Source organism: Mesorhizobium sp. WSM4821 (assembly GCF_055901555.1).
Genome location: NZ_CM148371.1, coordinates 3,170,310 through 3,190,797 on the forward strand (window position 1 = coordinate 3,170,310; position 20,488 = coordinate 3,190,797).

Sequence of the window (20,488 nt, forward strand, 5' to 3'; positions counted from 1 at the left end):
CGCCCTGCTACGCGGCGACGGCTTCAGAGCCCTGTAGCCTCCAGTGGCCATTGATCGCGAAATACCTTGCCGTCCGTATCGACCGCTTCGACCTGGATTTCGCCGTTGCCTTGCGCCTTGAAGTCGAACCGGAAATTGGGGTCTTCCGAAATCGATATTCCGCCTTCCATCGAGAGGATCGGCCGGTCCGCCTGCGAGATCGACAGTTTCTGAACAAAATGCGCTGGGATGAAATACTGGGTCAGCGGATTCCGCTGCAGGCCCGAATTGTTCGGGTGCCGGATCATCAACTGCAATTCCTGTGCCTTCGTCATAGTCTCTTGAGGCGGAAATTGGCGCAGCTTCATCTGCCCCATTGTCGCCATCGCCTCGTCCTGGTTCTTGACCGCCGGGGCGGAGCATCCGCCTGACGCCTTGACGAAGGTCTGAGCCATGTGAAGTTCCCCACCCTGCGTCTCCGCAATGGCACGCAAATAGGAATAGTCGTTGACGCGCACGCGCGTCGACAGATGCGTCACGCCGGCGTCCTTGCCGATCTGAAACGCCGCCGCCACCGGCGCCGGATTGACGTCGATGATCAAGGTGACGGACTTGACGCCGTCGGGCGCCTTGTCGGGGTCGATGTAGATGTCGACGGGGACGATGGCGGCATCCTGCGCCCGCTTCGGCGCCTCGATCCGGACGACGCCGGTATCGACCAGAATTGCCCGGTCGCCGAACACGTCGCCTTTCAAATCCTGCCAGATACTGTCCGAAGATGCGGTCGATTGCTGCGCGTCAGCGGCCCCGGAGGAGCCAAGGAACGTGCCGACGGCCAGGATGATCGCCGCGAAGATGGCTGCGAGCGGCAAAGCGGGCTGCCGGCTCCGGTAAGCGTGGTCTTGCATTTCGATGCCTCCACCAATGTCAGAGAGGTGGTGCCCAGGCTGGTGTTTAGGATAAGCCCTCGACGATGCGTTGGCAAATCTATCCATTTCACCACGTCCACAGCGGTGGGGTGCCGCCGCTCTATCTTTTTTGTTTGAGCGTCGGATTTTCCCAACTGGTATCCACTTTGGGTCCGATGCTCCAGCGCCTTTCGTTGCCGCCTATTCCCATTCTAGCTCGGCAAAAGCGGCCGTTGCGTTGCGCTCGTTATAGTCGTCGAACAGACGCCAATTGCCCCGCTCGCTTCGGCCGGCGGTCTTGACCGCCTCGCTGAGCGGCGTTCCGTCGGCGATCGCCTTGCGAATATCGCGCGCCAGAGCCTCGAAATAGCGCCGCTCCGCCGTCAGCGCCTGCGGCCAGTGGGCCGGCACCGGGCCATGACCCGGCACGACGCGCGCGGCGCCGATCGCGGCGAGCGCATCCATCTGGCGGAGCCAGCCGAGCAGCGATCCGTCGAGTGTCGGCAAGGATCCTATGAAAACGAGATCGCCGGCAAACAGCGTGCCGGTCGCGCCGTCGAAGACGGTCAGGTCGTTGTCGGTATGGGCCGCCTTCCACGCCTGCAATTCGAGTATGCGTCCACCGAGGTCGAGTTGCAGGTGATCGTCGACCAGCATCGTCGGCGGTACGATTTCGATCCCTTTCATGAGGGCTTCGCCGATCTGTTCACGAAAGCTCTGCAGGTAGAATGCGCCGCGCGCCTGGAGAGCGCGCGGCAGATTGTGATGGCCGACGATGGTCGCGCCGATCTCCCGGAACGCCGCGTTGCCGAAGATGTGGTCGGGGTGCATATGGGTGTTGATCAGGTAGCGAACCTGCTTGGCGCTTACTTTGCCGATCGCGGCGATGAGGGCGTTCGCCTCGACCAGGCTGCCGCCACTGTCGATGACGGCGACGGCGTCGGTCCCGACGACGACGCCGAGGTTCGAGATCGCGCCCTGGTTGGCGGCGCTCATCAATTCATCCACGCCCTGGAAGGCGAAGACGCCGTCGGCGACATTCCTGACCTTGAATTCAAGGCCGCCGGCAGCAGCGAGGGCGGCCCGCCCGAGGCAGCAAGGCAGTGCCGCGCCGCCGACCGCGGTGCAGGCGAAGCCGCTCACAAACTTGCGTCGTACCCTGTCGATCGGCATCGCTATCCCTCGATATGCATTGCTAGGCGATCAGGCGACGCCTGGGAATTTCTGGTGGAACGACCGCAAAAGGTCGCTCATCACCTGTGGATTGCGATAGCGCCGCGGCAGCCTTACGTCGAACATGCCGAGCACATGGCCCGGCCGCTGCGCCAGAACGATGATGCGATCCGACAGCATCAGTGCCTCGCGCAGATTGTGCGTTACCATCAAGGCGGTCGTAGGCCGCGCCGACCACACGGTCAAAAGCAGGTGCCGAAGCCGCTCGGCGGTCCGTTCGTCGAGCGAGGCAAAGGGTTCGTCCAGAAAAAGCACCGCCGGTTCGGTGGCGAAGGCCCTGGCAAGTGCTGCCCTGCGCGCAAGGCCGAGCGAAAGCTCGGCCGGATAGAGCGAGCGCATGCCGGCGAGGCCGAGCGTGTCGAACAGTCCGTCGAGGTTCTTCGTTCTCAGGCCTTTCGGCAGCGCCAGCCTGACATTCTGCTCCACCGTCCGCCACGGCAGCAAGGTCGGTTCCTGGAATACGGCGGCGATCCGGTTGGAGCCGCCTTCAGGCAGTTGGAAGGATCCGGAAAAGTCCTTGTCCAGTCCAAGCAGGATGCGCAGCGTCGTGGTCTTGCCGCAACCCGACGGTCCGAGCAGGCAGGCGAATTCGCCTTGCCGGACTTCGAAGGAAAGGTCCTGGAGCGCCGTGACCGAGACGCCTTGCGCGGACCTGAAGATCTTTTCGGCGATGTCGACCCTAAGCGGGACGACGGCGCCAACGGGTTGCATGTCGTTCAACGGGCTGCACCAGAAGGAGTTCGATGACAAGCATCACCGCCACGAAAGCCAGCGTGTAGGCAAGAATGGCGGCGACGTCGAAGAGCTGGAAATAAAGATAGATCTGGAAGCCGACTCCATTGGAGCGGCCGAGCAGTTCGACCACCAGGACGATCTTCCAGATGAGGGCGATGCCGGATCGCGATGCGGCGGCAAGATAGGGCTGCAGTTGCGGCAGCAAGACGTGGCGGATGCGGTCGAGGGGACCGAAGCGGTAGACGGCGGCCATTTCGGCGTAACCCGGGTCAATCGCCCTGGCGCCCTCGCGCATGGTCACCACGACATTCGGGATCTTGTTCACGGCAACCGCGCCGATCGCCGCCGCCTCGTTGAGGCCGAACCAGATGTAGGCGAGCACGATGACCACCAGCGCGGGGATGTTGAGGAACAGGATCACCCAGGGGCTGAAGAAACGGTCCGCGCCGCGGTAGCTGCCGAGAAGAACGCCGATGACCGAGCCGACGACCATCGCGATGACATATGCCGCGGCAACCCGGGCGAGAGTCGCGCCGAGATGATAGAAGAGGTCGCCGCTCGCCGCCTCCGCGAGCAGCACCTGCCAGACCTGTCCCGGTCCTGGAAAGGCACGGCTCGGCCAGGCATTTGCCGCAAAGCCCCACAGCAGGCAAAGCCCTAGCAGGGAGACCGCGATCGTCAGCACGGGTGCCACCGCCGTCGCGAAGCCGGATTGGCTGGAACTGTCGGCCGCGGCGCCAGGCGCGCGATCGCCGGCGTCAGGCGCGGTCATTTCGGAAGTTCCTGCCAGAACGTGCCCGGCGCCATCTCGGGCGCGCTGCCGACCAGCTTTTCGCCGCCGATCTCGGCCAGAACGCGGTAGAGCCTGTCCGCGTCGGCCGCATCCTCGGCGATGGGGCGCCTGGGAATGCCCTCGCGATAGCGGTCACGCAGTTTGGCCAATTCCTCGCCTTGCGCGCGGACGATCGGCGCAAGGCGCAGCCATTCATCGTCGGATCTGGCCAGCAACTCCTTGGCCTGCGCGGAAGCCTTGATGAAGCCCCTGACGGCGTCCGGATTTTCGTTCGCCCATTCATCATGGAAGACGTAGCCGAGCGCCGACACGGCGCCCGATGCCCCGAGCGCTTTCGCCGCATCGCTTGCGCCGACCAGCCGACGAAAGGCGTTGGCCTCGAGCCGGGCGCAAAAATGCCAGAAATTGAGCACCGCATCGAGTTCGCCCTGCATCGCCTTTTCCGAAATCAGCGGCGGCGCGCCAAAGACGATATCGCTGGTTGCGGGCAGGTCGAGGCCGTGATCGCGCCGGGCCAGCGCCTGGATCAGCAGCCAGCTCTTGTCGAGCGGCCCGCCGGCGACGCCGATCTTTTTTCCCTTCAGATCGGCGATGGTCCGGATCGGCGATTCCTCCCTCACCATGATCGCCCCGACGGCGGTCGAATAGGGGACCAGTGTGAGGTCGACGCCTTCCGAGCGCTGGCGCGAGACCCAGAGCCAGTCGGTCACGATCATGTCGATCGCTCCGGCCAGCAGCGCGACGTTGGTTGCATCCTCACCGGCGAAATCGATGACCTCCAGATCGATGCCGTTGGCTGTGTCGAATTTGTATTGTTTCATGGTGTCGAGCGCCCAGCTCACGGTACCGAATTTCAGCACGCCAATGCGAACCTTGGCCATGGCGGAGGAGGGGGCCATGGCGGAGGAGGGGGCAGTGGCGGAGGAGGGGGCAGTGGCGGAGGAAGGCCTTGCGGCAAGAGCCGCGGCTGTTCCAAGGGCTGCCAGACGGAGCGTTTGTCGACGCGAAATCATCATGATGTCTCCTCCTGGGCGTACTGAACCAGGCGCGATCAGATCGCACGGCCCTTGTTCGGGAAAGCGCATGTCCAGCGCTTGACCTTGAGGGTCGGGTGTTCCTGCGACCATTTCGCGATTTCGCTGGGCGCCAGCACCATACACTGGACTAGAGAGCCGCGGCTCTCGAAATAGAGATGTTCGTCTCGGCAGTTGTCCGGATTGGCAATCAGGCAAACCGTCAATATGAGGTCGACCATATCCATTCAGCACCTCTTGCGCGCTTAAAGACGCCCGCTTCGGCGAGATCCGGCCCGATCAGCGAGCCTGGACAAAATCGCCACTTGCCGGAGTCCCGAGGTGCCCATGGAAAACCGGAATGGGTCGAGGCTACGCGTTCGCCCGATGGCCGTCAACAAAGGCGAGTGGACAGGCGGCGTTCCACCGGAAACGCCAATTCGCAGCCCTGCAAAGACGGCGCGGAAACCTGAAACAAAAACCCGCCTCGGCGGCGGGTCCTCACGGGCGCAATTGGCGCAAATCAGCACCATGAATAAATTCCTAGCATAGCTGCCGTTGTGTGTCAAGTTGAAACCACATTTGAAAACTATCCACGGTTGCCAGAAGGGGGGCGGCGCCGACCTCGACAACTGGAAGCGATCGCTTGTGCTCCGCGTTCTCTAGATCTTTGCGTGGTTGACATCCCTCATCTGCCGGCTAGCTTTCAAGATGCAGGCGCCGCAGCTTCATAAGGGAGAGGCGGGTTCGCTCTGCCATAAACGACGCGTGCCGATGATCAAACAACGGCATGCGCAATCGTCCAGGGCACCTTGACGATCAATGAGGAAATGCCATGCGTGCAATCGCGTTTTTCGCCGTCGTGTCCGTTGCGACGTTCATCACGAACCACTCCCAGGCGCAGGACGCCGCCGCTGGTGAGAAGGTCTTCGCCAAATGCAAGGCCTGCCACGTCGCCGACGAGGATAAGAACAAGATCGGTCCGTCGTTGAACGGCGTCATCGGCCGGACGGCCGGCACGCATCCGGGGTTCAAATATTCCAAACCGATGACCGAGGCGGGTGCATCCGGCGTCAAATGGGACGAAGCCACGCTGACGGAGTACCTTAAAGATCCGAAGGCCAAGATCAAAGGGACGAAGATGGCGTTTGCCGGCCTTAAGAAGGACGAGGACCTCGCCAACGTCATCGCCTACCTGAAGCAATTCTCCAAATGACCCGGTTTTTCCCTAGGAAATAACCCGGTTTCCGCAGGAAGTGATCCGGTCCTTCCGCCGGAAGTAGCCCCGTTTTGCCGGCCGCTCGAACGTTCGGCCGGCGCCCAGCCCTAGCGGTGGGCGCCGCGGTCAAGCCGCGTCCTGCAGCCTCTGCATCGCGGACGGCAGATCGAGGAGGCTGTCGCAAACGAGGTCGGCGCCAAGCTCTTCGACGGGAATCTGGGTGTAGCCGCCCCGCAGCAGGATGACCGGCATGCCGGCGGCGCGTGCGGCGACGACGTCGGCGCTGCTGTCTCCGACCATCAGCGTATCACGCGGTTCGACCTGAAGCTGGTCGAGCGCCAGCAGCAGAGCGTCGGGCGCCGGTTTCATGTATGTCACGGCGTCTCCGCCGACGATCGCGCCGAGATACTCCGTCAGCCCAAAATGCAGCAGGATTTCGCGAGCCGCCAACTGCGGCTTGTTGGTCACCACGCCCATGGCTATTCCGCTCAGGTGGAAGTGCGTGAGAGCCTCCCTGACACCAGGCATCAGCCTGGTCAGGCCGGTCAGATGCCGGCGGTAGATCTGCATCATGACGCGGTTGGCCTCATCGAGCGCGCCGCCGAGGAGCGGCGTTCCGGAAGCCGTAAAGGCCCGTTCGACCAGTTTCCTGATGCCTCCGCCGATCATCGCCTTGACCTGTTCCAGGCGCAGCGGCGGCAGATCGCGGCCGGCCAGCAATTCGTTGACCGCGGCGGCTATATCAGGCGCCGAATCGACCAGCGTGCCGTCGAGATCGAACAGGATCGCCTTTGGCGATCGAAACGGCCTGGCCGCGCCGACGTTCATGCTGCGTCCTTCCATTTGATCGAGCAGCCGATCGAGGCGATCTGGTCCAGCGGTCCATCGCCGGTTCGGGCAATCTGCTTCATCGCTTCGAACAGGTCGCGCCTCAGCCCGGGCGGTCCGGCGTCTCGTCGCGACGCGTCAAGCCGGCCGCGATATTGCAGCGTCAACTCGCTGTTGAGCCCAAAGAAGTCCGGCGTGCAAACGGCGCCATAGGCGCGCGCTACCGTCTGGCGCTCGTCGTGGAGGTAGGGGAAGGTGAAGTCGTTCGCCCCGGCGAAGAGTTTCATGTTGTCGAAGGAATCATCCGGATAGGCGTCGGCATCGTTGGCGTTGATCGCGACAAAGCCGATGCCTTCGGCCTCGAGGTCGTTGGCATCGCGCACGATGCGTGAAATCACCGCCTTAACATACGGGCAGTGGTTGCAGATAAAGGCAACCACCAGCCCGTTCGGGCCGGCGTGGCTGAAGATCGAATGGGATTTGCCGTCGACGCCGGGCAAGACGGCATCGACGGCTTGCCAGCCGAAATCGCAGACAGGTGGGATTGCCGCCATATTTGCCCTCCGATGAAATTTGCCCTCCGATGGATGGTTTACGCGGCCTTCCGGATCGCCCCGTCGGCCGCCTGCCTGATGGCGCCTATATTGGCGCGGTAGGCGGCCTCGGTGCCGCCCTTGAAGATGGCCGAGCCGGCGACCAGCACATTGGCGCCGGCCGCGGTGACCAGCGGCGCGGTTTCGGGCGTGACGCCGCCGTCGATCTCGATGTCGATCGGGCGGTTGCCGATCATTGCCTTGACCCGCCTGACCTTGTCGACGACCGCCGCAATGAAGGCCTGGCCGCCGAAGCCCGGATTGACCGTCATCAGGAGCACCAGATCGAGCCGGTCGAGCACATATTCGATGACGCTTTCCGGCGTCGACGGGTTCAGCGACACGCCGGCCTTCTTGCCGAGATTCCTGATCGCCTGCAGCGAACGGTCGAGATGCGGCCCGGCCTCGGCATGCACCGTGATGATGTCGCAGCCGGCATCGGCGAAGGCGGCGAGGTAGGGGTCGGCCGGGGCGATCATCAGATGGCAGTCGAAGACCTTGTCCGTTCGGTCACGGATCGCCTTGATCACCGGCGGACCGAAGGTGATGTTGGGCACGAAATGGCCGTCCATCACATCGAGATGAATCCAGTCGGCGCCAGCCCGGACGACCGTTTCGACCTCGTCGCCGAGCCGCGAGAAGTCCGCAGAAAGCACCGAGGGCCCAATGATTGTCTTAGTACCCATGGTCGTCGGCTCCCATTCTATCTCCCGTTTCCGGTCGGTGCACCAACCGGCGTCATCTTGTCAGCGCGCCTTCGTCTGTCGGTTCGCCTTCGAGCTTACCTTCCGCGAACACGCGGCTGCCGCGAATATCGGATTCTTCAATGGTGACAAGGTCGGTTTTCGTCAACGCCCGCTCGCGCGACGCGAAAAGCCGGTTGGCCTGGCGAAGCCGCGCCCGGTCGAGCCCATTGCGGACCGAGCGGGCGTTGGAGAAATGCGGCAGCCGCATGCGGATCGGGAGATACTCTTCGAGCGCCTTGGCCGCCGCCTCGCTGAGACGGTAATTCTGCTCCGCCAGCATGATCTCGGCGATCGATTTGAGTTCGCTGACGCCGTAGTCTGGAAAATCGAGGTGGTGGGCGATGCGCGAGCGCATGCCGGGATTGCTGTCGAAGAAGCGGTCCATCTTGTTCTTGTAGCCGGCAAGAATCACAACCAGATCATCTCGGTTGTTTTCCATGCATTGCAGCAGGATTTCGATCGATTCCTGGCCGTAGTCGCGTTCGTTCTCGGGCTTGTAGAGGTAGTAGGCCTCGTCGATGAAAAGCACGCCGCCCATGGCGCGCTTGATCACTTCGCGCGTCTTGGGCGCGGTGTGGCCCACATACTGACCGACGAGATCGTCTCGCGTCACCGCGACCATATGGCCTTCGCGGACATAGCCGAGGCGATGCAGGATTTCGGCCATCCGCAGCGCCACGGTGGTCTTTCCGGTGCCGGGATTTCCCGTAAAGTTCATGTGCAGCGTCGGTGCGCCCGAGGTCAGCCCGAACTTGCGGCGAAGCCGGTCGACCAGGAGGAGAGCCGCGATCTCGCGGATGCGGTTCTTGATCGGCTTCAGGCCGACGAGTTCGCGGTCGAGCTTGTCCATCACCTCATCGATGTTGGACGCCTCGAACTCGGCCTGCAGATCAACCGATTCGTCTTGCCCGGCAGCGCCCTTTGCTATCGCGTCCAGCATGGCTTCGGCTAGCTCCGCTCGCCTTCGGGCCTGTCGGTCGCATAAGGCACGATCGAATAGCCCTGGCTGCGGCCATCGCGCTCTTGGCGCAGCAGCCGGAATCCGGGTTCGTTGGGCGGCCGGTTGACGATGAACGACATGCGCGGCGCTTCCCAGCCCTTGCTCGAATCGAAGGCGGTGACCCGGACATACATGTTGGGCATGGCTTTCCGGCAATTGTCGACTTCAAGCAGGATGCCCGCCGGGTCCTTCAGGTCGAACATCGGGTTGCCGTACATTTCCCAATAGGTATTTCGCGGATGCGGATCGTCCGTGTACTCGACGCTGACCGCCCAGTGGTTTTTCAGCGCGTATTTGATCTGCGCCGAAATCTGCTCATCGGTCAGTTCGGGCAGGAACGAAAACTGTCCCTGCGTGACCTTGTTTCCAGGATTGGTCATCATGGCGGTTCCTTTCGTCTAGAAGCTGGGCGTTGCGGTTGGCACGAAGTCGGCCGTGTCGGTCGATTCGTAGTTGAAGGTGACGTCCTTCCAGGTCTCCAGGGCCGCCCTCAGCGGCGTGCACCATCTGGCCGCCTGTTCGAGGATCTTGGTCCCTTCGCGCAAATAGTCGCGTCCCTCGTTGCGGGCGAGGATCATCGCCTCCAACGCGACGCGATTGGCCGTCGCGCCGGCCTGGATGCCGTCCGGATGGCCGATCGTGCCGCCGCCGAACTGCAGGACGACGTCCTCGCCGAGGTAATGGATCAACTGGTGCATCTGGCCGGCATGGATGCCGCCCGAGGCGACGGGCATCACCTTGTTGAGCGAGGCCCAGTCCTGATCGAAGAACAGCCCGGTTTCGAGGTTCTGCGGCGTGCGCTCCTCGCGCAGCGTGTCGTAAAATCCCTTGATCATCAGCGGGTCGCCTTCCAGCTTGCCGACCACCGTGCCGGCATGGATGTGATCGACGCCGGCCATCCGCATCCATTTGCAGATCACGCGAAAATTCATGCCGTGGTTCTTCTGGCGCGAATAGGTCGAGTTGCCGGCGCGGTGCAGGTGCAGGATCATGTCGTTGCGGCGTGCCCACTTGGCCATCGACTGGATCGCCGTGTAGCCGATGACCAGGTCGATCATGACGATGCAGGAGCCAAGCTGTTTTGCGAATTCGGCGCGCTCGTACATCTCCTCCATCGTGCCGGCGGTGACGTTGAGATAATGGCCCTTGACTTCGCCGGTCGCGGCCGACGCCTTGTTCACGGCCTCCATGCAGTAGAGGAAGCGGTCGCGCCAGTGCATGAAGGGCTGCGAGTTGATGTTCTCGTCGTCCTTGACGAAGTCGAGGCCACCCTTCAGCGCCTCGTAGACGACGCGGCCGTAGTTGCGGCCCGACAGGCCAAGCTTCGGCTTCGTCGTCGCGCCGAGCAGCGGCCGGCCGAACTTGTCGAGCCGCTCGCGTTCCACCACGATGCCGGTCGCCGGGCCCTGGAAGGTTTTGAGGTAGGCCACCGGGATGCGCATGTCCTCGAGCCGCAAGGCCTTGACTGCCTTGAAGCCGAACACGTTGCCGATGATCGATGCAGTCAGGTTGGCGATTGAGCCCGGCTCGAACAGGTCGAGGTCGTAGGCAATGTAGGCGAAGTACTGCTGCTCGGTCTTGGTGTCGGGACCTGTGTTCGGCACCGGCTCGGATCTGAACGCCTTGGCGCGATAGAGCTCGCAGGCGGTCAGCCTGTCGGTCCACACCACCGTCCATGTCGCGGTAGAGGATTCGCCGGCGATGGCGGCCGCCGCCTCCTCGTGGTCGACGCCGGGCTGCGGCGTGATCCGAAACATGGCGATCAGGTCGGTCTCCTTGGGCCGGTAGTCCGGTTCCCAGTAGCCCATCTTCTTGTAGGGGATGACGCCTGACTTGTAGCGTTCCTTGCCTTCCTTGAGCGTGCCTGCTGATGGCATGTCGATCTTGTTCATGACAGGTCTCCTGTTTGCCGCTCAGGCGGCTTTCGCGGTTGCGATGTGCGGGTCGAGTTTTCCCGCGGCGTAACGTTTCGCCATCTCGTCCATGGCTATGACCCTGATCTTCGAGGCGTTGCCCGCGGTGCCGAAGCGCTCGAAGCGATCGCGGCACAGGTCGCGCAAGGCGTCCATGGCGGGTTTCAGGAATTTGCGCGGATCGAATTCGCGCGGGTCCTCCGTCGCGACGCGGCGGAACTGCCCGGCCATGGCCATGCGGCAATCGGTGTCGATGTTGACCTTGCGCACGCCGTAGCGGATGCCGCGCTCGATCTCCTCGACCGGAACGCCGAAAGTCTGGGGCATCTCGCCGCCATATTTGTTGATGATGTCCTGCAGTTCCTGCGGCACCGAGGACGAGCCATGCATGACCAGATGCGTGTCGGGTAGCTTTTCGTGGATCGCCTCGATCACCTGCATGGCCAGGATGCCGCCGTCCGGCTTGCGGCTGAACTTGTAGGCGCCGTGCGAGGTGCCGCAGGCGATCGCCAGCGCGTCGACCCGGGTGGCGGTCACGAAGTCGACCGCCTGATCGGGATCGGTCAACAGCTGGTCGTGGGAAAGTGTACCTTCGGCGCCGTGCCCGTCCTCGGCTTCGCCCTGGCCGGTTTCCAGCGAGCCGAGCACGCCGAGCTCGCCTTCGACGGAAGCGCCGACCCAATGCGCCATGCGCGCGACGCGTTCGGTGATGGCGACGTTGTAGTCGTAGCTGGCCGGCGTCTTGGCGTCCGCCATCAACGAGCCGTCCATCATCACCGAGGTGAAGCCGTGGCGGATCGCCGAAAGGCAGGTGGCTTCGTTGTTGCCGTGATCCTGGTGGATGCATAGCGGAATGGCCGGATGCATTTCGGTCAAAGCCTCCATCATCTTGGCCAGCATGATGTCGTTGGCATAGGAGCGGGCGCCGCGCGAGGCCTGGATGATGACCGGCGCGTCGCAGGCCTTGGCCGCCTCCATGATGGCGAGGCCCTGTTCCATGTTGTTGATGTTGAATGCCGGAACGCCGTAGCCGTGCTCGGCGGCGTGGTCGAGAAGCTGGCGAAGGGTGATGCGGGCCATTGTCGAGTTTCTCCTAGATGATGAGCTTCAGCGCCGCCGCGGCTACGGCCTCGGGCGTGATGTCGAAATGCCGGTAGAGATCCGGGGCAGGGGCGCTGGCGCCGAAACCGGCCATGCCGACGAAAGCGCCGGTGTCGCCGATCCAGCGGTCCCAGCCGAGCCGCGCCGCGGCTTCGATGGCGATGCGCGGCGCCGAGCCGAGGACGGCCTTGCGGGTGCCGGCGTCCTGTTCCTCGAAGAGCTCCCAGCACGGCATCGAGACGACCGCGGCGGCGATGCCGTGCTCGGTCTCCAGCCGTTCGGCCGCGGCAACGGCGATCTCGACCTCCGAGCCGGTGGCGATCAGCGTCACGGCGCGGTGCCCGGCTGGCTCGCGCAGGATGTAGGCGCCCTGGCTCGACCGGTTCTCGCCGCTGTGTGTCTCGTCGCTGTGTGCTTGGCGCAGCATCGGCAGGTTCTGGCGCGACAGCACCAGCACGCTCGGCCGGTTCTCGCTCTTCAGCGCCAGTTCCCAGCATTCCGCCGTTTCGATGATGTCGGCCGGACGGAAGACGTTGAGGTTCGGCGTGGCCCGCAGCATCGCCAAGTGCTCGACCGGCTGGTGGGTCGGGCCGTCCTCGCCGAGACCGATGGAATCGTGCGTCATCACATAGACGACGCGCTGGCCCATGAGCGCCGAGAGCCGCATCGCGCCGCGCGCATAGTCGGCGAAACACAGGAACGTGCCGCCATAAGGCACGAAGCCACCATGCAGCGCGATGCCGTTCATAGCCGCGGCCATGCCGTGCTCGCGGATGCCGTAGTGGATGTAGCGGCCGGCAAAGTCGCCCGGCGCTATGCAGTCCATGCCCTTGGTGATCGTCAGGTTCGAATGCGTCAGGTCTGCGGAGCCGCCGACGGTCAGCTCGGTTGCGGCATTGATCGCGCCCAGCGCCAATTCGGAGGCTTTTCGCGTTGCAACCTTGGTCGCCTTCTCGACATGCTCCTTGCGGAACGCGCCGAGCGCTTCGAAAACCGCCTCGGGCAGCTTGCCGGCGACCGCGCTCTCGAAGGCCTGGCGCCGCGGCGAGGCGCCAAGCCGCTGCTCCCAGGCATGCCGTGCCGCTTGCCCGCGCTCGGCAATTTCGCGCCAGGCAAAGAGGATGTCGTCCGGCACTTCGAACGGCGCGTGGGCCCAGCCGATGTTTTCGCGGGTCGCGGCGATTTCCGCATCGCCCAGCGGCGCGCCGTGCGTCTTTTCCGAACCGCCCAGGTTGGGCGCCCCCTTGCCGATCACCGTGCGGCAGGCGATCAAACACGGCCGATCCGACTGCTGCGCCGCTTCGATTGCCGCGGCGACGGCTTTCGTGTCGTGGCCATCTACCGATTGGACATGCCAACCGGCGGCCTTGAACCGGGCCGGCTGGTCCATCGATGTCGACAGCGACGTCGGCCCGTCGATCGAGATCGCATTGTCGTCCCAGAAGACGATCAGCCGGGAGAGCTTCAGGTGGCCGGCAAGGTCGATCGCCTCGTGGCTGATGCCTTCCTGCAGGCAGCCGTCGCCGGCGATCACATAGGTGAAATGGTCGACGAGATCGGCGCCGTGGCGGGCGGCAAGCATGCGCTCGGCCAGCGCCATGCCGACGGCGGTCGAAATGCCCTGTCCAAGCGGACCGGTCGTCGTCTCGATGCCAAGCGCATGGCCATATTCGGGATGTCCGGCGGTGCGGCTGCCCAACTGGCGAAACCGTTGCAATTCCTCGATCGGCATGTCCTCGTAGCCGAGCAGGTAATGCAGCGCATATTGCAGCATCGAGCCGTGCCCGGCCGAAAGCACGAAGCGGTCGCGATCGGGCCAGTCCGGCGTGGACGGATCGATGGTGATGAAGCGGCTGAACAACACCGTCGCGACATCGGCCATGCCCATCGGCATGCCCGGATGACCGGAATTGGCCTTCTGGACGCTGTCCATCGCCAATGCGCGGATGGCATTCGCCATGTCGCGCTCCGAGGCGGCGGCGGCGACAGACTTCAGGGCTGCTTGGCTGGTCATGGCGTCCTCCTCACGACACGCGTTTCTTGCGTTCGATCAATTGCAGGATGAGCGGCGTCAGGATCAGCTGCATGGCAAGGTCGAGCTTGTTGCCTGGCACCACTATGGAATTCGGCCGCGACATGAACGAGTCGTGGATCATCGAAAGCAGGTATGGGAAATCGATGCCGCGGGGATTGGCGAAGCGGATGACCAGCATCGACTCGTCGGGCGTCGGAATCCAGCGCGCGATGAACGGGTTGGACGTGTCGACGATCGGCACGCGCTGGAAATTGATGGCGGTCTGCGAGAATTGCGGGACGATGTAGCGGACATAGTCCGGCATGCGGCGCAGGATCACGTCCATCACCGCTTCGGTGGAATAGCCGCGCGTTGCGCGGTCGCGATGGATCTTCTGGATCCATTCGAGATTTATGACCGGCACCACGCCGATCTTGAGGTCCGCGTGCCTGGCAAGGTCGATCTTGTCGGTGACGACGCAGCCATGCAGGCCCTCGTAGAAGAGCAGGTCGCTCGGAGGGAATTCGCGCCATTCGGTAAAATGTCCCGGCGGCGTGCCGTACTGCTTCTCCTCGTCCTCATCATGGATGTAGGTGCGGGTCTTTCCGGTGCCCCGGCGGCCATATTCCTCAAACACCTCTTCGAGGATCGCGAGTTCGTTGGCCTCGGCATTGAAATGGGTGAAGTTCGGGTTGCCCGTCTTCTCCTCCTCGGCCACTTTCGCCTTCATCGTGGCGCGGTCGTAGCGGTGGAAAGCGTCGCCCTCGATGAAGGCGGCCTCGATATTCTCGCGCCGGAAGATCAGATCGAAGACGCGCTTGACCGAGGTGGTGCCTGCGCCCGACGACCCGGTGATGGTGATGATGGGGTGCTTTGCCGACATGATGCTCAGGCCCTGAAAAGGCCGCGGCGGCTGAACAGCGGCGCACGCTCGCCGATCGCGCTGGGCTCGGTGTGGTAGCGGGTGATGCGGGCGACTTCCCGCGCCGATCCGAACACCACGGGCACGCGCTGGTGTAGGCTCTCGGGTTCGATCTCAAGGATGCGGGTGATGGTATCGGTGGCGGCGCCGGCCGCCTGTTCGACGAGATAGGCGATCGGGTTGGCCTCGTAGACGAGGCGCAGCCGCCCCTGGCGGTAACCCTTGCGCTGGTCGCCTGGATACAGGAACACACCGCCGCGCATCAATATCCGATAGCAGTCCGCAACCAGGGATGCGATCCAGCGCATGTTGAAATCCTTTCCGCGTGGGCCTTCGGTGCCTTCGAGGCAGTCGTCGATGTAGAGGCGCACCGCCTCGTCCCAATGCCGGTAGTTGGCGGCGTTGATGGCGAACTCCTGGGTGCGAGCCGGGATGATCCGGCTCTCGTAGGCCTGGACGAAAGTGCCGAGCCTGGTCGAGAGAACGAAGACATGCGTGCCGCTGCCGAGCGACAGAACGAGCGCCAACTGCGGCCCATAGATGAAGAATCCGGCCCCCAACAGGTTCACGCCTGCCTGCAAAAAAGAGGCGGCCGGATTTCCATCCGGCGCGCCAGTTGCAGGGAGGCCAGTTGCAGGGAGGAGCGAGAAGATCGTTCCGATCGACACGTTGGTGTCGATGTTGGAAGAGCCGTCGAGCGGGTCGATGGCGATGGCGAGAGGCGCCTGCCTGTCGAGCAGGACCGGCTGCTCCAGTTCCTCGGAGGCGTAGAGCGCCACCGGAGCGTGGCGCATGGCGTCGAGGAAGATATCGTCGGCGAGGATGTCGAGATCCTTCTGGATGTCGCCGTCGGCGTTGGCGCCGCGGGTCCCGGCAAAGGCGGCGCCGAGCACCCCTTGATTGATGGTGTTGCGGATCTTGGTGGCGGCCTGCGTCAGCTGACGGATTGTGGCGACGACCGCGGAGCGCAGTTCGTCGGGCGGGCCGAGATAGGAATTTAGAAAAGCGTCGAGCGTCGCCGCTGGCATCGTAACCTCCCGATCCAGCCGCATCTCCTCGGAGGCCGGATTGGGAAATGAAAACAAACGATGCCTGATAAGTAAAATTCAATAACTTTACTTCCGTACTAAAAAAATTTTAGTATGCGCCATGAGAAACCTCACGCTCAAGCAATTCAAGACCGTCCAGGCGATCATCAGCCATGGGAAAATCGTCAGTGCGGCCAAGGTGTTAGGCCTGTCTCCTCCAGCGGTGACGATCCAGTTGCGGCAGGTGGAGGAGGAGTTCCAATTGGCCCTGTTCGACCGGACTTCAGACGGCATGCGTCCCACTGCCGCAGGTCTGGCCTTCGTCGAGACGGCGCAGGCCATCGAGGAGCGGCTTCGTCTGCTCGAAGACAGGATGGACGCGATCAAGGGCGTACGCACCGGCAGCTTGAGGCTCGGCGTCGTTTCCACCGCCAAATATTTCGCGCCGCGGCTGATGGCCGGCTTCATGAAGGAGCATCCCGACATCGACATGCGGCTCGCCATCGGCAACCGCGCCGAAACGATCGACAGTCTGAAAAACCACGACATCGACATCGCGCTGATGGGACGCCCGGCGAAGGAAGTCCCGGTGCATGCCTCGGTCTTCGGCGATCACCCGCTGGTCATCATCGCGCCGCCCGACCACCCGCTGGCGTCGGCACGCGACATTTCCAAGGAGCGGATCGCCGAAGAGCATTTCATCATTCGCGAGCCCGGCTCCGGCACGCGCATCTCATTGGAAATATTCCTGAGCGACGTGCCCGGCCGCATCGACGATCTCGGCGTCGAGATGGGCTCGAACGAGACGATCAAGCAGGCGGTGATGGCCGGTCTCGGCATCGCCTTCATCTCCGCCCACACCATCGCCGCCGAAACCGAGGCCGGCCGGCTGGTCATCCTCGACGTTGTCGGCATGCCGATCCGCCGGCAATGGTTTTCGGTGATGCGCACCGATCACGCGGTCTCGCCGGCCATGGCGACGTTCCACGATTTCCTGATGCGCAGGGGCGCGATGTACCTGCCCCTATTCGGCAAGCTCTATCCGCACGCCAAAGAGCGGGATGACGTTGGACAGGGAAGTCGACCTTAATGACCGACATATCCGAGAAGGAGAACGCTCCGGCGACCGTTGGCGTTAGATAAGCAGTGTGTTATGTTGCACTGCGAAAAGAACGGGGGCCACGTCCTTTCACGCCTGTCGATCTGTATGTGCGACCCCTGCAGACTGGTCGGTATCTCGGAAACCTCCCGGGCATGGGGTTCGGGAATTCGATGGGGACAAGGGGTAATGCTTTACACACTCGTTATGATGGTCTGCCTGACCGATGTGCCGCAGACCTGTGAACAGCGCGAACAAATGGTGGACGGACTGGCGATGAATCCCGGGACCGCCTTCATGCAGGCGCAGCCGCTGGTGGCCCGGTGGGTCGAGACACATCCCGGCTATTTCGTGCAGCGCTGGCGCGTGCTGCCCGGCCGGGGGATATGAGATCCGCCGCGAAGATCGGGTAAGGTCTATTTTTTCGCGGCGAGCGTCTCCGAGACAGTCTTGGACAATTGATAGAGCCGCTGCTCGATGATCGTCGGCACGTCACAGACGTAAGTCAGCGACTGGACGCGCTCATTGAAAATTCGAGTTGCGAATTTCAGCTGTTCGGTTCGCCGTTCGACCTCTTCGGGATCCGCATCGGGCTTTGCCTGCAATGCGTCGACGCCAGAGGCTTCCTTGCGCAATTCGGCGGCCATCTGGAGCTGCTTGTGGGCGTAGCGGGAAATGCCCGACATCACGTTCGAACGCTCGGCGTCCATGTGGTCGAACATGCCTTGCACCAGCATCGCCATTTTCGGTGCAAGCTGCTCAGCCGGCATGGCGGCGGCGAAATCCCTGATCTTCTTCTGGGCTTCCGCAATCGGCACCCGTCGGGCCGCCACCTCCTCGACCAGCGCGGAAATGGCGGGGTCCTTCGACCAGTCCTTCGCCGTCGGGGGAAGCTCCGGCCCGTTCCAGATCTGGCCGAGCGAGAGTTGCGGCACCTTGCGCTGTATGCAGGGCCAATCCGGATCGGCGTTCGCCGCGTTGGCTTTCACGCCAGGCGCGAGCAGGGCAAGCGCAACCAGGCTGCGAACAAGGCTCATTCGTGCCATCAGGCATTTCCTCCCGTGTCCTGTTTGCGGGTTATCAGGCCGCGCGAAGGGTCGTAGGCGATGATGGCGGCGGCAAGGAACAGCAGCGTGCAGCCGGCAACGACGCCCAGCGACAGCCAGTCGACCTGGCCGTAGAAGGCGAAGCGGATCAGTTCGACGGCGTAGGTGAACGGATTGGCGAGGCAGATCTTGTAGAGCAGCGGGCTCGCCTCCTGGATGCGCCACAACGGATAGAGTGCCGGAGAGGCGAAATAGCCGGGGAAGATGACGAAGTTCATGATGCCGGCGAAATTTTCGAGCTGCTTGATCATCGAGGACAAAAGCATGCCGAGCGCGCAAAGCATCATGCCCGACAGGAACAGTGCCGGCAGCACCATGAAATAGCCGAGCAGCGGCGCCTTGACGCCCCAGAACCAGGCAACGATCAGGAACGCATAGACCTGTGCGATCGATACGGCGACGCCGGCGAGCATCTTCGACACCAGCAGGAACCAGCGCGGGAAGGGGCTGACCAGCAGAGTGCGCATGTTGCCCATCTCGCGGTCGTAGACCATCGACAGCGAAGACTGCATGCCCGAGAACAGCAGGATCATGCCGCACAGGCCCGGCGTGATGTAGACCTCGTAGAGCACGTAAGTTTTGTAAGGCGGGATGATCGATACGCCGAGCACCTGCCGGAATCCGGCGGCAAAAATGAACAGCCAGATGAGCGGCCGGACCAGCGAGGATATGAAGCGCTCGCGCTGGTGCAGAAAGCGCAGGCATTCCCGCAGGACGACGCCCTTGAGGCAGATGAGATAGTGGGGCAGGCCGAACGCTTCGAACCTCGCCGGCGCGATGCCAGCGATTTTTTCAGGCGTTGCGGGAGCGCTCATGGCGATATCTCCGCGGTGCCGGCAGGTTCGATGCGGCTGAGCTTGGAAAAGGCGTCGCGGATCGAACCGGTACCGCTCGCCCTGACGACATCGGCCACCTTGCCCTTGGCGACCAGGTCGCCCTGCCGCAAGACGACGACATGGTCGCCGTCTTCAACCTCATCGATCAGATGCGTGGCCCACAGCACGCCGATGCCCTCGGTTTCGACGAGCTTGCGGATGGTGGCGAGAATGCCCGCGCGCGACTGGATGTCGAGGCCGACTGTCGCCTCGTCGAGCAGCAGCAGGGACGGGCGGTGGAGCAGCGCCCTGGCGATCTCGATGCGCCGCATCTGACCGCCGGAAAGACTGCGTGCCTTGTCATGCTGACGGCCCTGCATGTCCACTGTATCGAGCAGCGCGGCAATGCGCTGCCGGGCCTCGCGTCCCCCGATGCCATGCAGCGAGGCGTGGTAGGAGAGGTTCTGATGGATGCTGAGATCGAGGTCGAGCGTGCGTGCCTGGAACACGATGCCGACCCGCCTGAGCGCTTCGCCCGAGGCGCGGCTGACGTCATGGCCGAAGATGCGAATCGATCCGCGGCGCGTGTCGTAAAGATGGCTGATCAGCGAGAAGAGGGTTGTCTTGCCGGCGCCGTTGAGGCCGAGAAGAACGGTGAACGTCGCCGGCGCGATCGAGAACGAGACTTCGTTGAGCGCCCGCTTCGAACCATAGGAATGGCCGACGCCGGCGACGTCGAGCGCCGCCACCTCATCTCCTGGCCCGCTTGTCCTCACATGCTGCACGCTGGCTGGCTCCTTGTCGTCGACGATAGTCTAACGCCCCGGGGAGTCTAGCACACCGGCAGTCTGGTGCACCGGCAGTCTGGCGCGCAGGGCTCGATGGCGCAGGCCCTGCTTTCCGGTGACCCCACTTGCGGTGACCCTATTTGATCGTGATCGTGCCTTTCATGCCCTTGTCGGCGAGGTCGGGCACCGACCACGTGTAGATGCCGGGCCTCACGGTGGTGAACTGTACCTGGATGGTGCCGTCGGCGTCGAATTCGAGCCATGCGGGTGCGCCGTTCATGTGCACCTCGAGGTCGTTGATGACGATCTGGTTGTTCCACACATTGCGGAAGAGGTCGGTGTGGAATTTGTACTCCAGCCCGCCGGCCGCGGTGATCTTCCAGCGATAGCCTTGGCCGGCGATCAGCTGGAAGTCCTTCTGGTTGACGGTGAACTGGTCGTCCTTGGCGCCGAGGACAAGTTCCGGCACGTCCTTGCTGGCCCGGGTTGCCTTCTCGGTTTCGGGACTGGCTTCCGTCTTGGCGGCGGCACCGGCGGCACCGGCGGCCGCGTCATCGTCATCGTCGTCCTGCGCCCATACCTGGCCCTGCGTCAGTGCCATGCCGACCAATGCAACGAATGCGAATGCCCGAAAATTCCGCATGATTTCCTACCC

The 20,488-nt window shown here is 63.3% G+C and carries 23 protein-coding genes; 3 read left to right on the forward strand and 20 right to left on the reverse strand.

The annotated features are described in order from the left end of the window. Nucleotides 1-23: 23 nt before the first annotated feature. The 6 genes from AC0NID_RS15240 to AC0NID_RS15265 form a co-directional block, all read right to left on the reverse strand. Nucleotides 24-887, reverse strand: a complete 864-nt coding sequence (locus tag AC0NID_RS15240; protein ID WP_473453954.1) for a quinoprotein dehydrogenase-associated SoxYZ-like carrier — start codon at nt 885-887, stop codon at nt 24-26. Between the two features lie 201 nt (nt 888-1,088). Next, nucleotides 1,089-2,060: a quinoprotein relay system zinc metallohydrolase 2 gene (locus tag AC0NID_RS15245; protein ID WP_473453953.1), complete on the reverse strand. Its 972-nt coding sequence runs from the start codon at nt 2,058-2,060 to the stop codon at nt 1,089-1,091. 30 nt (nt 2,061-2,090) lie between these two features. Then, nucleotides 2,091-2,831, reverse strand: a complete 741-nt coding sequence (locus tag AC0NID_RS15250) for an ABC transporter ATP-binding protein (protein WP_473454052.1) — start codon at nt 2,829-2,831, stop codon at nt 2,091-2,093. Continuing rightward, on the reverse strand, nt 2,800-3,627 hold the full coding sequence (locus AC0NID_RS15255; protein ID WP_473453952.1) for an ABC transporter permease: 828 nt from the start codon (nt 3,625-3,627) through the stop codon (nt 2,800-2,802). The genes AC0NID_RS15250 and AC0NID_RS15255 overlap by 32 nt, the downstream gene beginning before the upstream one ends. After that, entirely contained in the window at nt 3,624-4,664 is a 1,041-nt protein-coding gene (locus AC0NID_RS15260; protein ID WP_473453951.1) for an ABC transporter substrate-binding protein, read from the reverse strand. Before AC0NID_RS15260 ends, AC0NID_RS15255 begins: the two co-directional genes overlap by 4 nt. Nucleotides 4,665-4,699: 35 nt before the next feature. Further along, the gene (locus tag AC0NID_RS15265) at nt 4,700-4,909 is read right to left on the reverse strand and encodes a hypothetical protein (protein ID WP_473453950.1); all 210 of its coding nucleotides are present in this window, start codon (nt 4,907-4,909) and stop codon (nt 4,700-4,702) included. 587 nt (nt 4,910-5,496) lie between these two features. Here AC0NID_RS15265 and AC0NID_RS15270 point away from each other — a divergent pair. After that, nucleotides 5,497-5,877, forward strand: coding sequence for a c-type cytochrome (locus AC0NID_RS15270; protein ID WP_473453949.1), 381 nt, complete (start codon nt 5,497-5,499; stop codon nt 5,875-5,877). Nucleotides 5,878-6,006: 129 nt separating this feature from the next. On the opposite strand, the gene gph is transcribed toward AC0NID_RS15270, so the two are convergent. From gph to AC0NID_RS15320, 10 genes are read right to left on the reverse strand one after another with little or no spacing between them, the layout of a single operon-like run. After that, nucleotides 6,007-6,708: a phosphoglycolate phosphatase gene (gene gph / locus AC0NID_RS15275; RefSeq protein WP_473453948.1), complete on the reverse strand. Its 702-nt coding sequence runs from the start codon at nt 6,706-6,708 to the stop codon at nt 6,007-6,009. Next, on the reverse strand, nt 6,705-7,262 hold the full coding sequence (locus tag AC0NID_RS15280; protein WP_473453947.1) for a thioredoxin family protein: 558 nt from the start codon (nt 7,260-7,262) through the stop codon (nt 6,705-6,707). Before AC0NID_RS15280 ends, gph begins: the two co-directional genes overlap by 4 nt. Nucleotides 7,263-7,300: 38 nt before the next feature. Continuing rightward, on the reverse strand, nt 7,301-7,987 hold the full coding sequence (rpe, locus tag AC0NID_RS15285) for a ribulose-phosphate 3-epimerase (RefSeq protein WP_473453946.1): 687 nt from the start codon (nt 7,985-7,987) through the stop codon (nt 7,301-7,303). Nucleotides 7,988-8,039: 52 nt separating this feature from the next. Then, on the reverse strand, nt 8,040-8,987 hold the full coding sequence (cbbX, locus tag AC0NID_RS15290) for a CbbX protein (protein ID WP_473453945.1): 948 nt from the start codon (nt 8,985-8,987) through the stop codon (nt 8,040-8,042). An 8-nt stretch (nt 8,988-8,995) separates the two neighbouring features. Further along, nucleotides 8,996-9,430 (reverse strand): ribulose bisphosphate carboxylase small subunit, encoded by a 435-nt coding sequence (locus AC0NID_RS15295; protein WP_473453943.1) that lies wholly within the window; start codon nt 9,428-9,430, stop codon nt 8,996-8,998. A gap of 15 nt (nt 9,431-9,445) precedes the next feature. Beyond that, nucleotides 9,446-10,924, reverse strand: a complete 1,479-nt coding sequence (locus AC0NID_RS15300; protein WP_473454050.1) for a ribulose-bisphosphate carboxylase large subunit — start codon at nt 10,922-10,924, stop codon at nt 9,446-9,448. 36 nt (nt 10,925-10,960) lie between these two features. Next, nucleotides 10,961-12,040: a class II fructose-bisphosphate aldolase gene (gene fba, locus AC0NID_RS15305; RefSeq protein ID WP_473453942.1), complete on the reverse strand. Its 1,080-nt coding sequence runs from the start codon at nt 12,038-12,040 to the stop codon at nt 10,961-10,963. Between the two features lie 13 nt (nt 12,041-12,053). Then, the gene (gene tkt, locus AC0NID_RS15310) at nt 12,054-14,075 is read right to left on the reverse strand and encodes a transketolase (RefSeq protein ID WP_473453941.1); all 2,022 of its coding nucleotides are present in this window, start codon (nt 14,073-14,075) and stop codon (nt 12,054-12,056) included. A gap of 10 nt (nt 14,076-14,085) precedes the next feature. Beyond that, the gene (locus AC0NID_RS15315) at nt 14,086-14,958 is read right to left on the reverse strand and encodes a phosphoribulokinase (RefSeq protein ID WP_473453940.1); all 873 of its coding nucleotides are present in this window, start codon (nt 14,956-14,958) and stop codon (nt 14,086-14,088) included. Nucleotides 14,959-14,963: 5 nt separating this feature from the next. Next, nucleotides 14,964-16,025, reverse strand: coding sequence for a class 1 fructose-bisphosphatase (locus AC0NID_RS15320; RefSeq protein WP_473453939.1), 1,062 nt, complete (start codon nt 16,023-16,025; stop codon nt 14,964-14,966). Between the two features lie 121 nt (nt 16,026-16,146). Here AC0NID_RS15320 and AC0NID_RS15325 point away from each other — a divergent pair, with 121 nt between their 5' ends. Both AC0NID_RS15325 and AC0NID_RS15330 read left to right on the forward strand, forming a co-directional pair. Beyond that, a complete protein-coding gene (locus tag AC0NID_RS15325; protein WP_473453938.1) occupies nt 16,147-17,115 on the forward strand; it encodes a LysR family transcriptional regulator in 969 nt (322 codons plus the stop codon). A 198-nt stretch (nt 17,116-17,313) separates the two neighbouring features. Next, a complete protein-coding gene (locus tag AC0NID_RS15330) occupies nt 17,314-17,514 on the forward strand; it encodes a hypothetical protein (protein ID WP_145722022.1) in 201 nt (66 codons plus the stop codon). A 26-nt stretch (nt 17,515-17,540) separates the two neighbouring features. Here AC0NID_RS15330 and AC0NID_RS15335 read toward each other — a convergent pair whose 3' ends face one another. From AC0NID_RS15335 to AC0NID_RS15350, 4 genes are all read right to left on the reverse strand, one after another. Continuing rightward, complete coding sequence (locus AC0NID_RS15335; RefSeq protein WP_473453937.1) at nt 17,541-18,170, reverse strand: hypothetical protein; 630 nt, start codon at nt 18,168-18,170, stop codon at nt 17,541-17,543. Next, the gene (locus AC0NID_RS15340) at nt 18,170-19,045 is read right to left on the reverse strand and encodes an ABC transporter permease (protein ID WP_473453936.1); all 876 of its coding nucleotides are present in this window, start codon (nt 19,043-19,045) and stop codon (nt 18,170-18,172) included. The genes AC0NID_RS15335 and AC0NID_RS15340 overlap by 1 nt, the downstream gene beginning before the upstream one ends. Next, a complete protein-coding gene (locus AC0NID_RS15345) occupies nt 19,042-19,830 on the reverse strand; it encodes an ATP-binding cassette domain-containing protein (protein ID WP_473453935.1) in 789 nt (262 codons plus the stop codon). Before AC0NID_RS15345 ends, AC0NID_RS15340 begins: the two co-directional genes overlap by 4 nt. 139 nt (nt 19,831-19,969) lie before the next feature. Next, on the reverse strand, nt 19,970-20,476 hold the full coding sequence (locus AC0NID_RS15350; protein ID WP_473453934.1) for a cupredoxin domain-containing protein: 507 nt from the start codon (nt 20,474-20,476) through the stop codon (nt 19,970-19,972). Between the last annotated feature and the right edge of the window lie 12 nt (nt 20,477-20,488).

What these genes read in the sequence shown, in the direction of transcription:
- AC0NID_RS15240 (WP_473453954.1), bottom strand. Translation starts at nt 887, where the DNA reads ATGCAAGACCACGCTTACCGGAGCCGGCAGCCCGCTTTGCCGCTCGCA.
- AC0NID_RS15245 (WP_473453953.1), bottom strand. Translation starts at nt 2,060, where the DNA reads ATGCCGATCGACAGGGTACGACGCAAGTTTGTGAGCGGCTTCGCCTGC.
- AC0NID_RS15250 (WP_473454052.1), bottom strand. Translation starts at nt 2,831, where the DNA reads ATGCAACCCGTTGGCGCCGTCGTCCCGCTTAGGGTCGACATCGCCGAA.
- AC0NID_RS15255 (WP_473453952.1), bottom strand. Translation starts at nt 3,627, where the DNA reads ATGACCGCGCCTGACGCCGGCGATCGCGCGCCTGGCGCCGCGGCCGAC.
- AC0NID_RS15260 (WP_473453951.1), bottom strand. Translation starts at nt 4,664, where the DNA reads ATGATGATTTCGCGTCGACAAACGCTCCGTCTGGCAGCCCTTGGAACA.
- AC0NID_RS15265 (WP_473453950.1), bottom strand. Translation starts at nt 4,909, where the DNA reads ATGGATATGGTCGACCTCATATTGACGGTTTGCCTGATTGCCAATCCG.
- AC0NID_RS15270 (WP_473453949.1), top strand. Translation starts at nt 5,497, where the DNA reads ATGCGTGCAATCGCGTTTTTCGCCGTCGTGTCCGTTGCGACGTTCATC.
- gph (WP_473453948.1), bottom strand. Translation starts at nt 6,708, where the DNA reads ATGAACGTCGGCGCGGCCAGGCCGTTTCGATCGCCAAAGGCGATCCTG.
- AC0NID_RS15280 (WP_473453947.1), bottom strand. Translation starts at nt 7,262, where the DNA reads ATGGCGGCAATCCCACCTGTCTGCGATTTCGGCTGGCAAGCCGTCGAT.
- rpe (WP_473453946.1), bottom strand. Translation starts at nt 7,987, where the DNA reads ATGGGTACTAAGACAATCATTGGGCCCTCGGTGCTTTCTGCGGACTTC.
- cbbX (WP_473453945.1), bottom strand. Translation starts at nt 8,987, where the DNA reads ATGCTGGACGCGATAGCAAAGGGCGCTGCCGGGCAAGACGAATCGGTT.
- AC0NID_RS15295 (WP_473453943.1), bottom strand. Translation starts at nt 9,430, where the DNA reads ATGATGACCAATCCTGGAAACAAGGTCACGCAGGGACAGTTTTCGTTC.
- AC0NID_RS15300 (WP_473454050.1), bottom strand. Translation starts at nt 10,924, where the DNA reads ATGCCATCAGCAGGCACGCTCAAGGAAGGCAAGGAACGCTACAAGTCA.
- fba (WP_473453942.1), bottom strand. Translation starts at nt 12,040, where the DNA reads ATGGCCCGCATCACCCTTCGCCAGCTTCTCGACCACGCCGCCGAGCAC.
- tkt (WP_473453941.1), bottom strand. Translation starts at nt 14,075, where the DNA reads ATGACCAGCCAAGCAGCCCTGAAGTCTGTCGCCGCCGCCGCCTCGGAG.
- AC0NID_RS15315 (WP_473453940.1), bottom strand. Translation starts at nt 14,958, where the DNA reads ATGTCGGCAAAGCACCCCATCATCACCATCACCGGGTCGTCGGGCGCA.
- AC0NID_RS15320 (WP_473453939.1), bottom strand. Translation starts at nt 16,025, where the DNA reads ATGCCAGCGGCGACGCTCGACGCTTTTCTAAATTCCTATCTCGGCCCG.
- AC0NID_RS15325 (WP_473453938.1), top strand. Translation starts at nt 16,147, where the DNA reads ATGAGAAACCTCACGCTCAAGCAATTCAAGACCGTCCAGGCGATCATC.
- AC0NID_RS15330 (WP_145722022.1), top strand. Translation starts at nt 17,314, where the DNA reads ATGCTTTACACACTCGTTATGATGGTCTGCCTGACCGATGTGCCGCAG.
- AC0NID_RS15335 (WP_473453937.1), bottom strand. Translation starts at nt 18,170, where the DNA reads ATGGCACGAATGAGCCTTGTTCGCAGCCTGGTTGCGCTTGCCCTGCTC.
- AC0NID_RS15340 (WP_473453936.1), bottom strand. Translation starts at nt 19,045, where the DNA reads ATGAGCGCTCCCGCAACGCCTGAAAAAATCGCTGGCATCGCGCCGGCG.
- AC0NID_RS15350 (WP_473453934.1), bottom strand. Translation starts at nt 20,476, where the DNA reads ATGCGGAATTTTCGGGCATTCGCATTCGTTGCATTGGTCGGCATGGCA.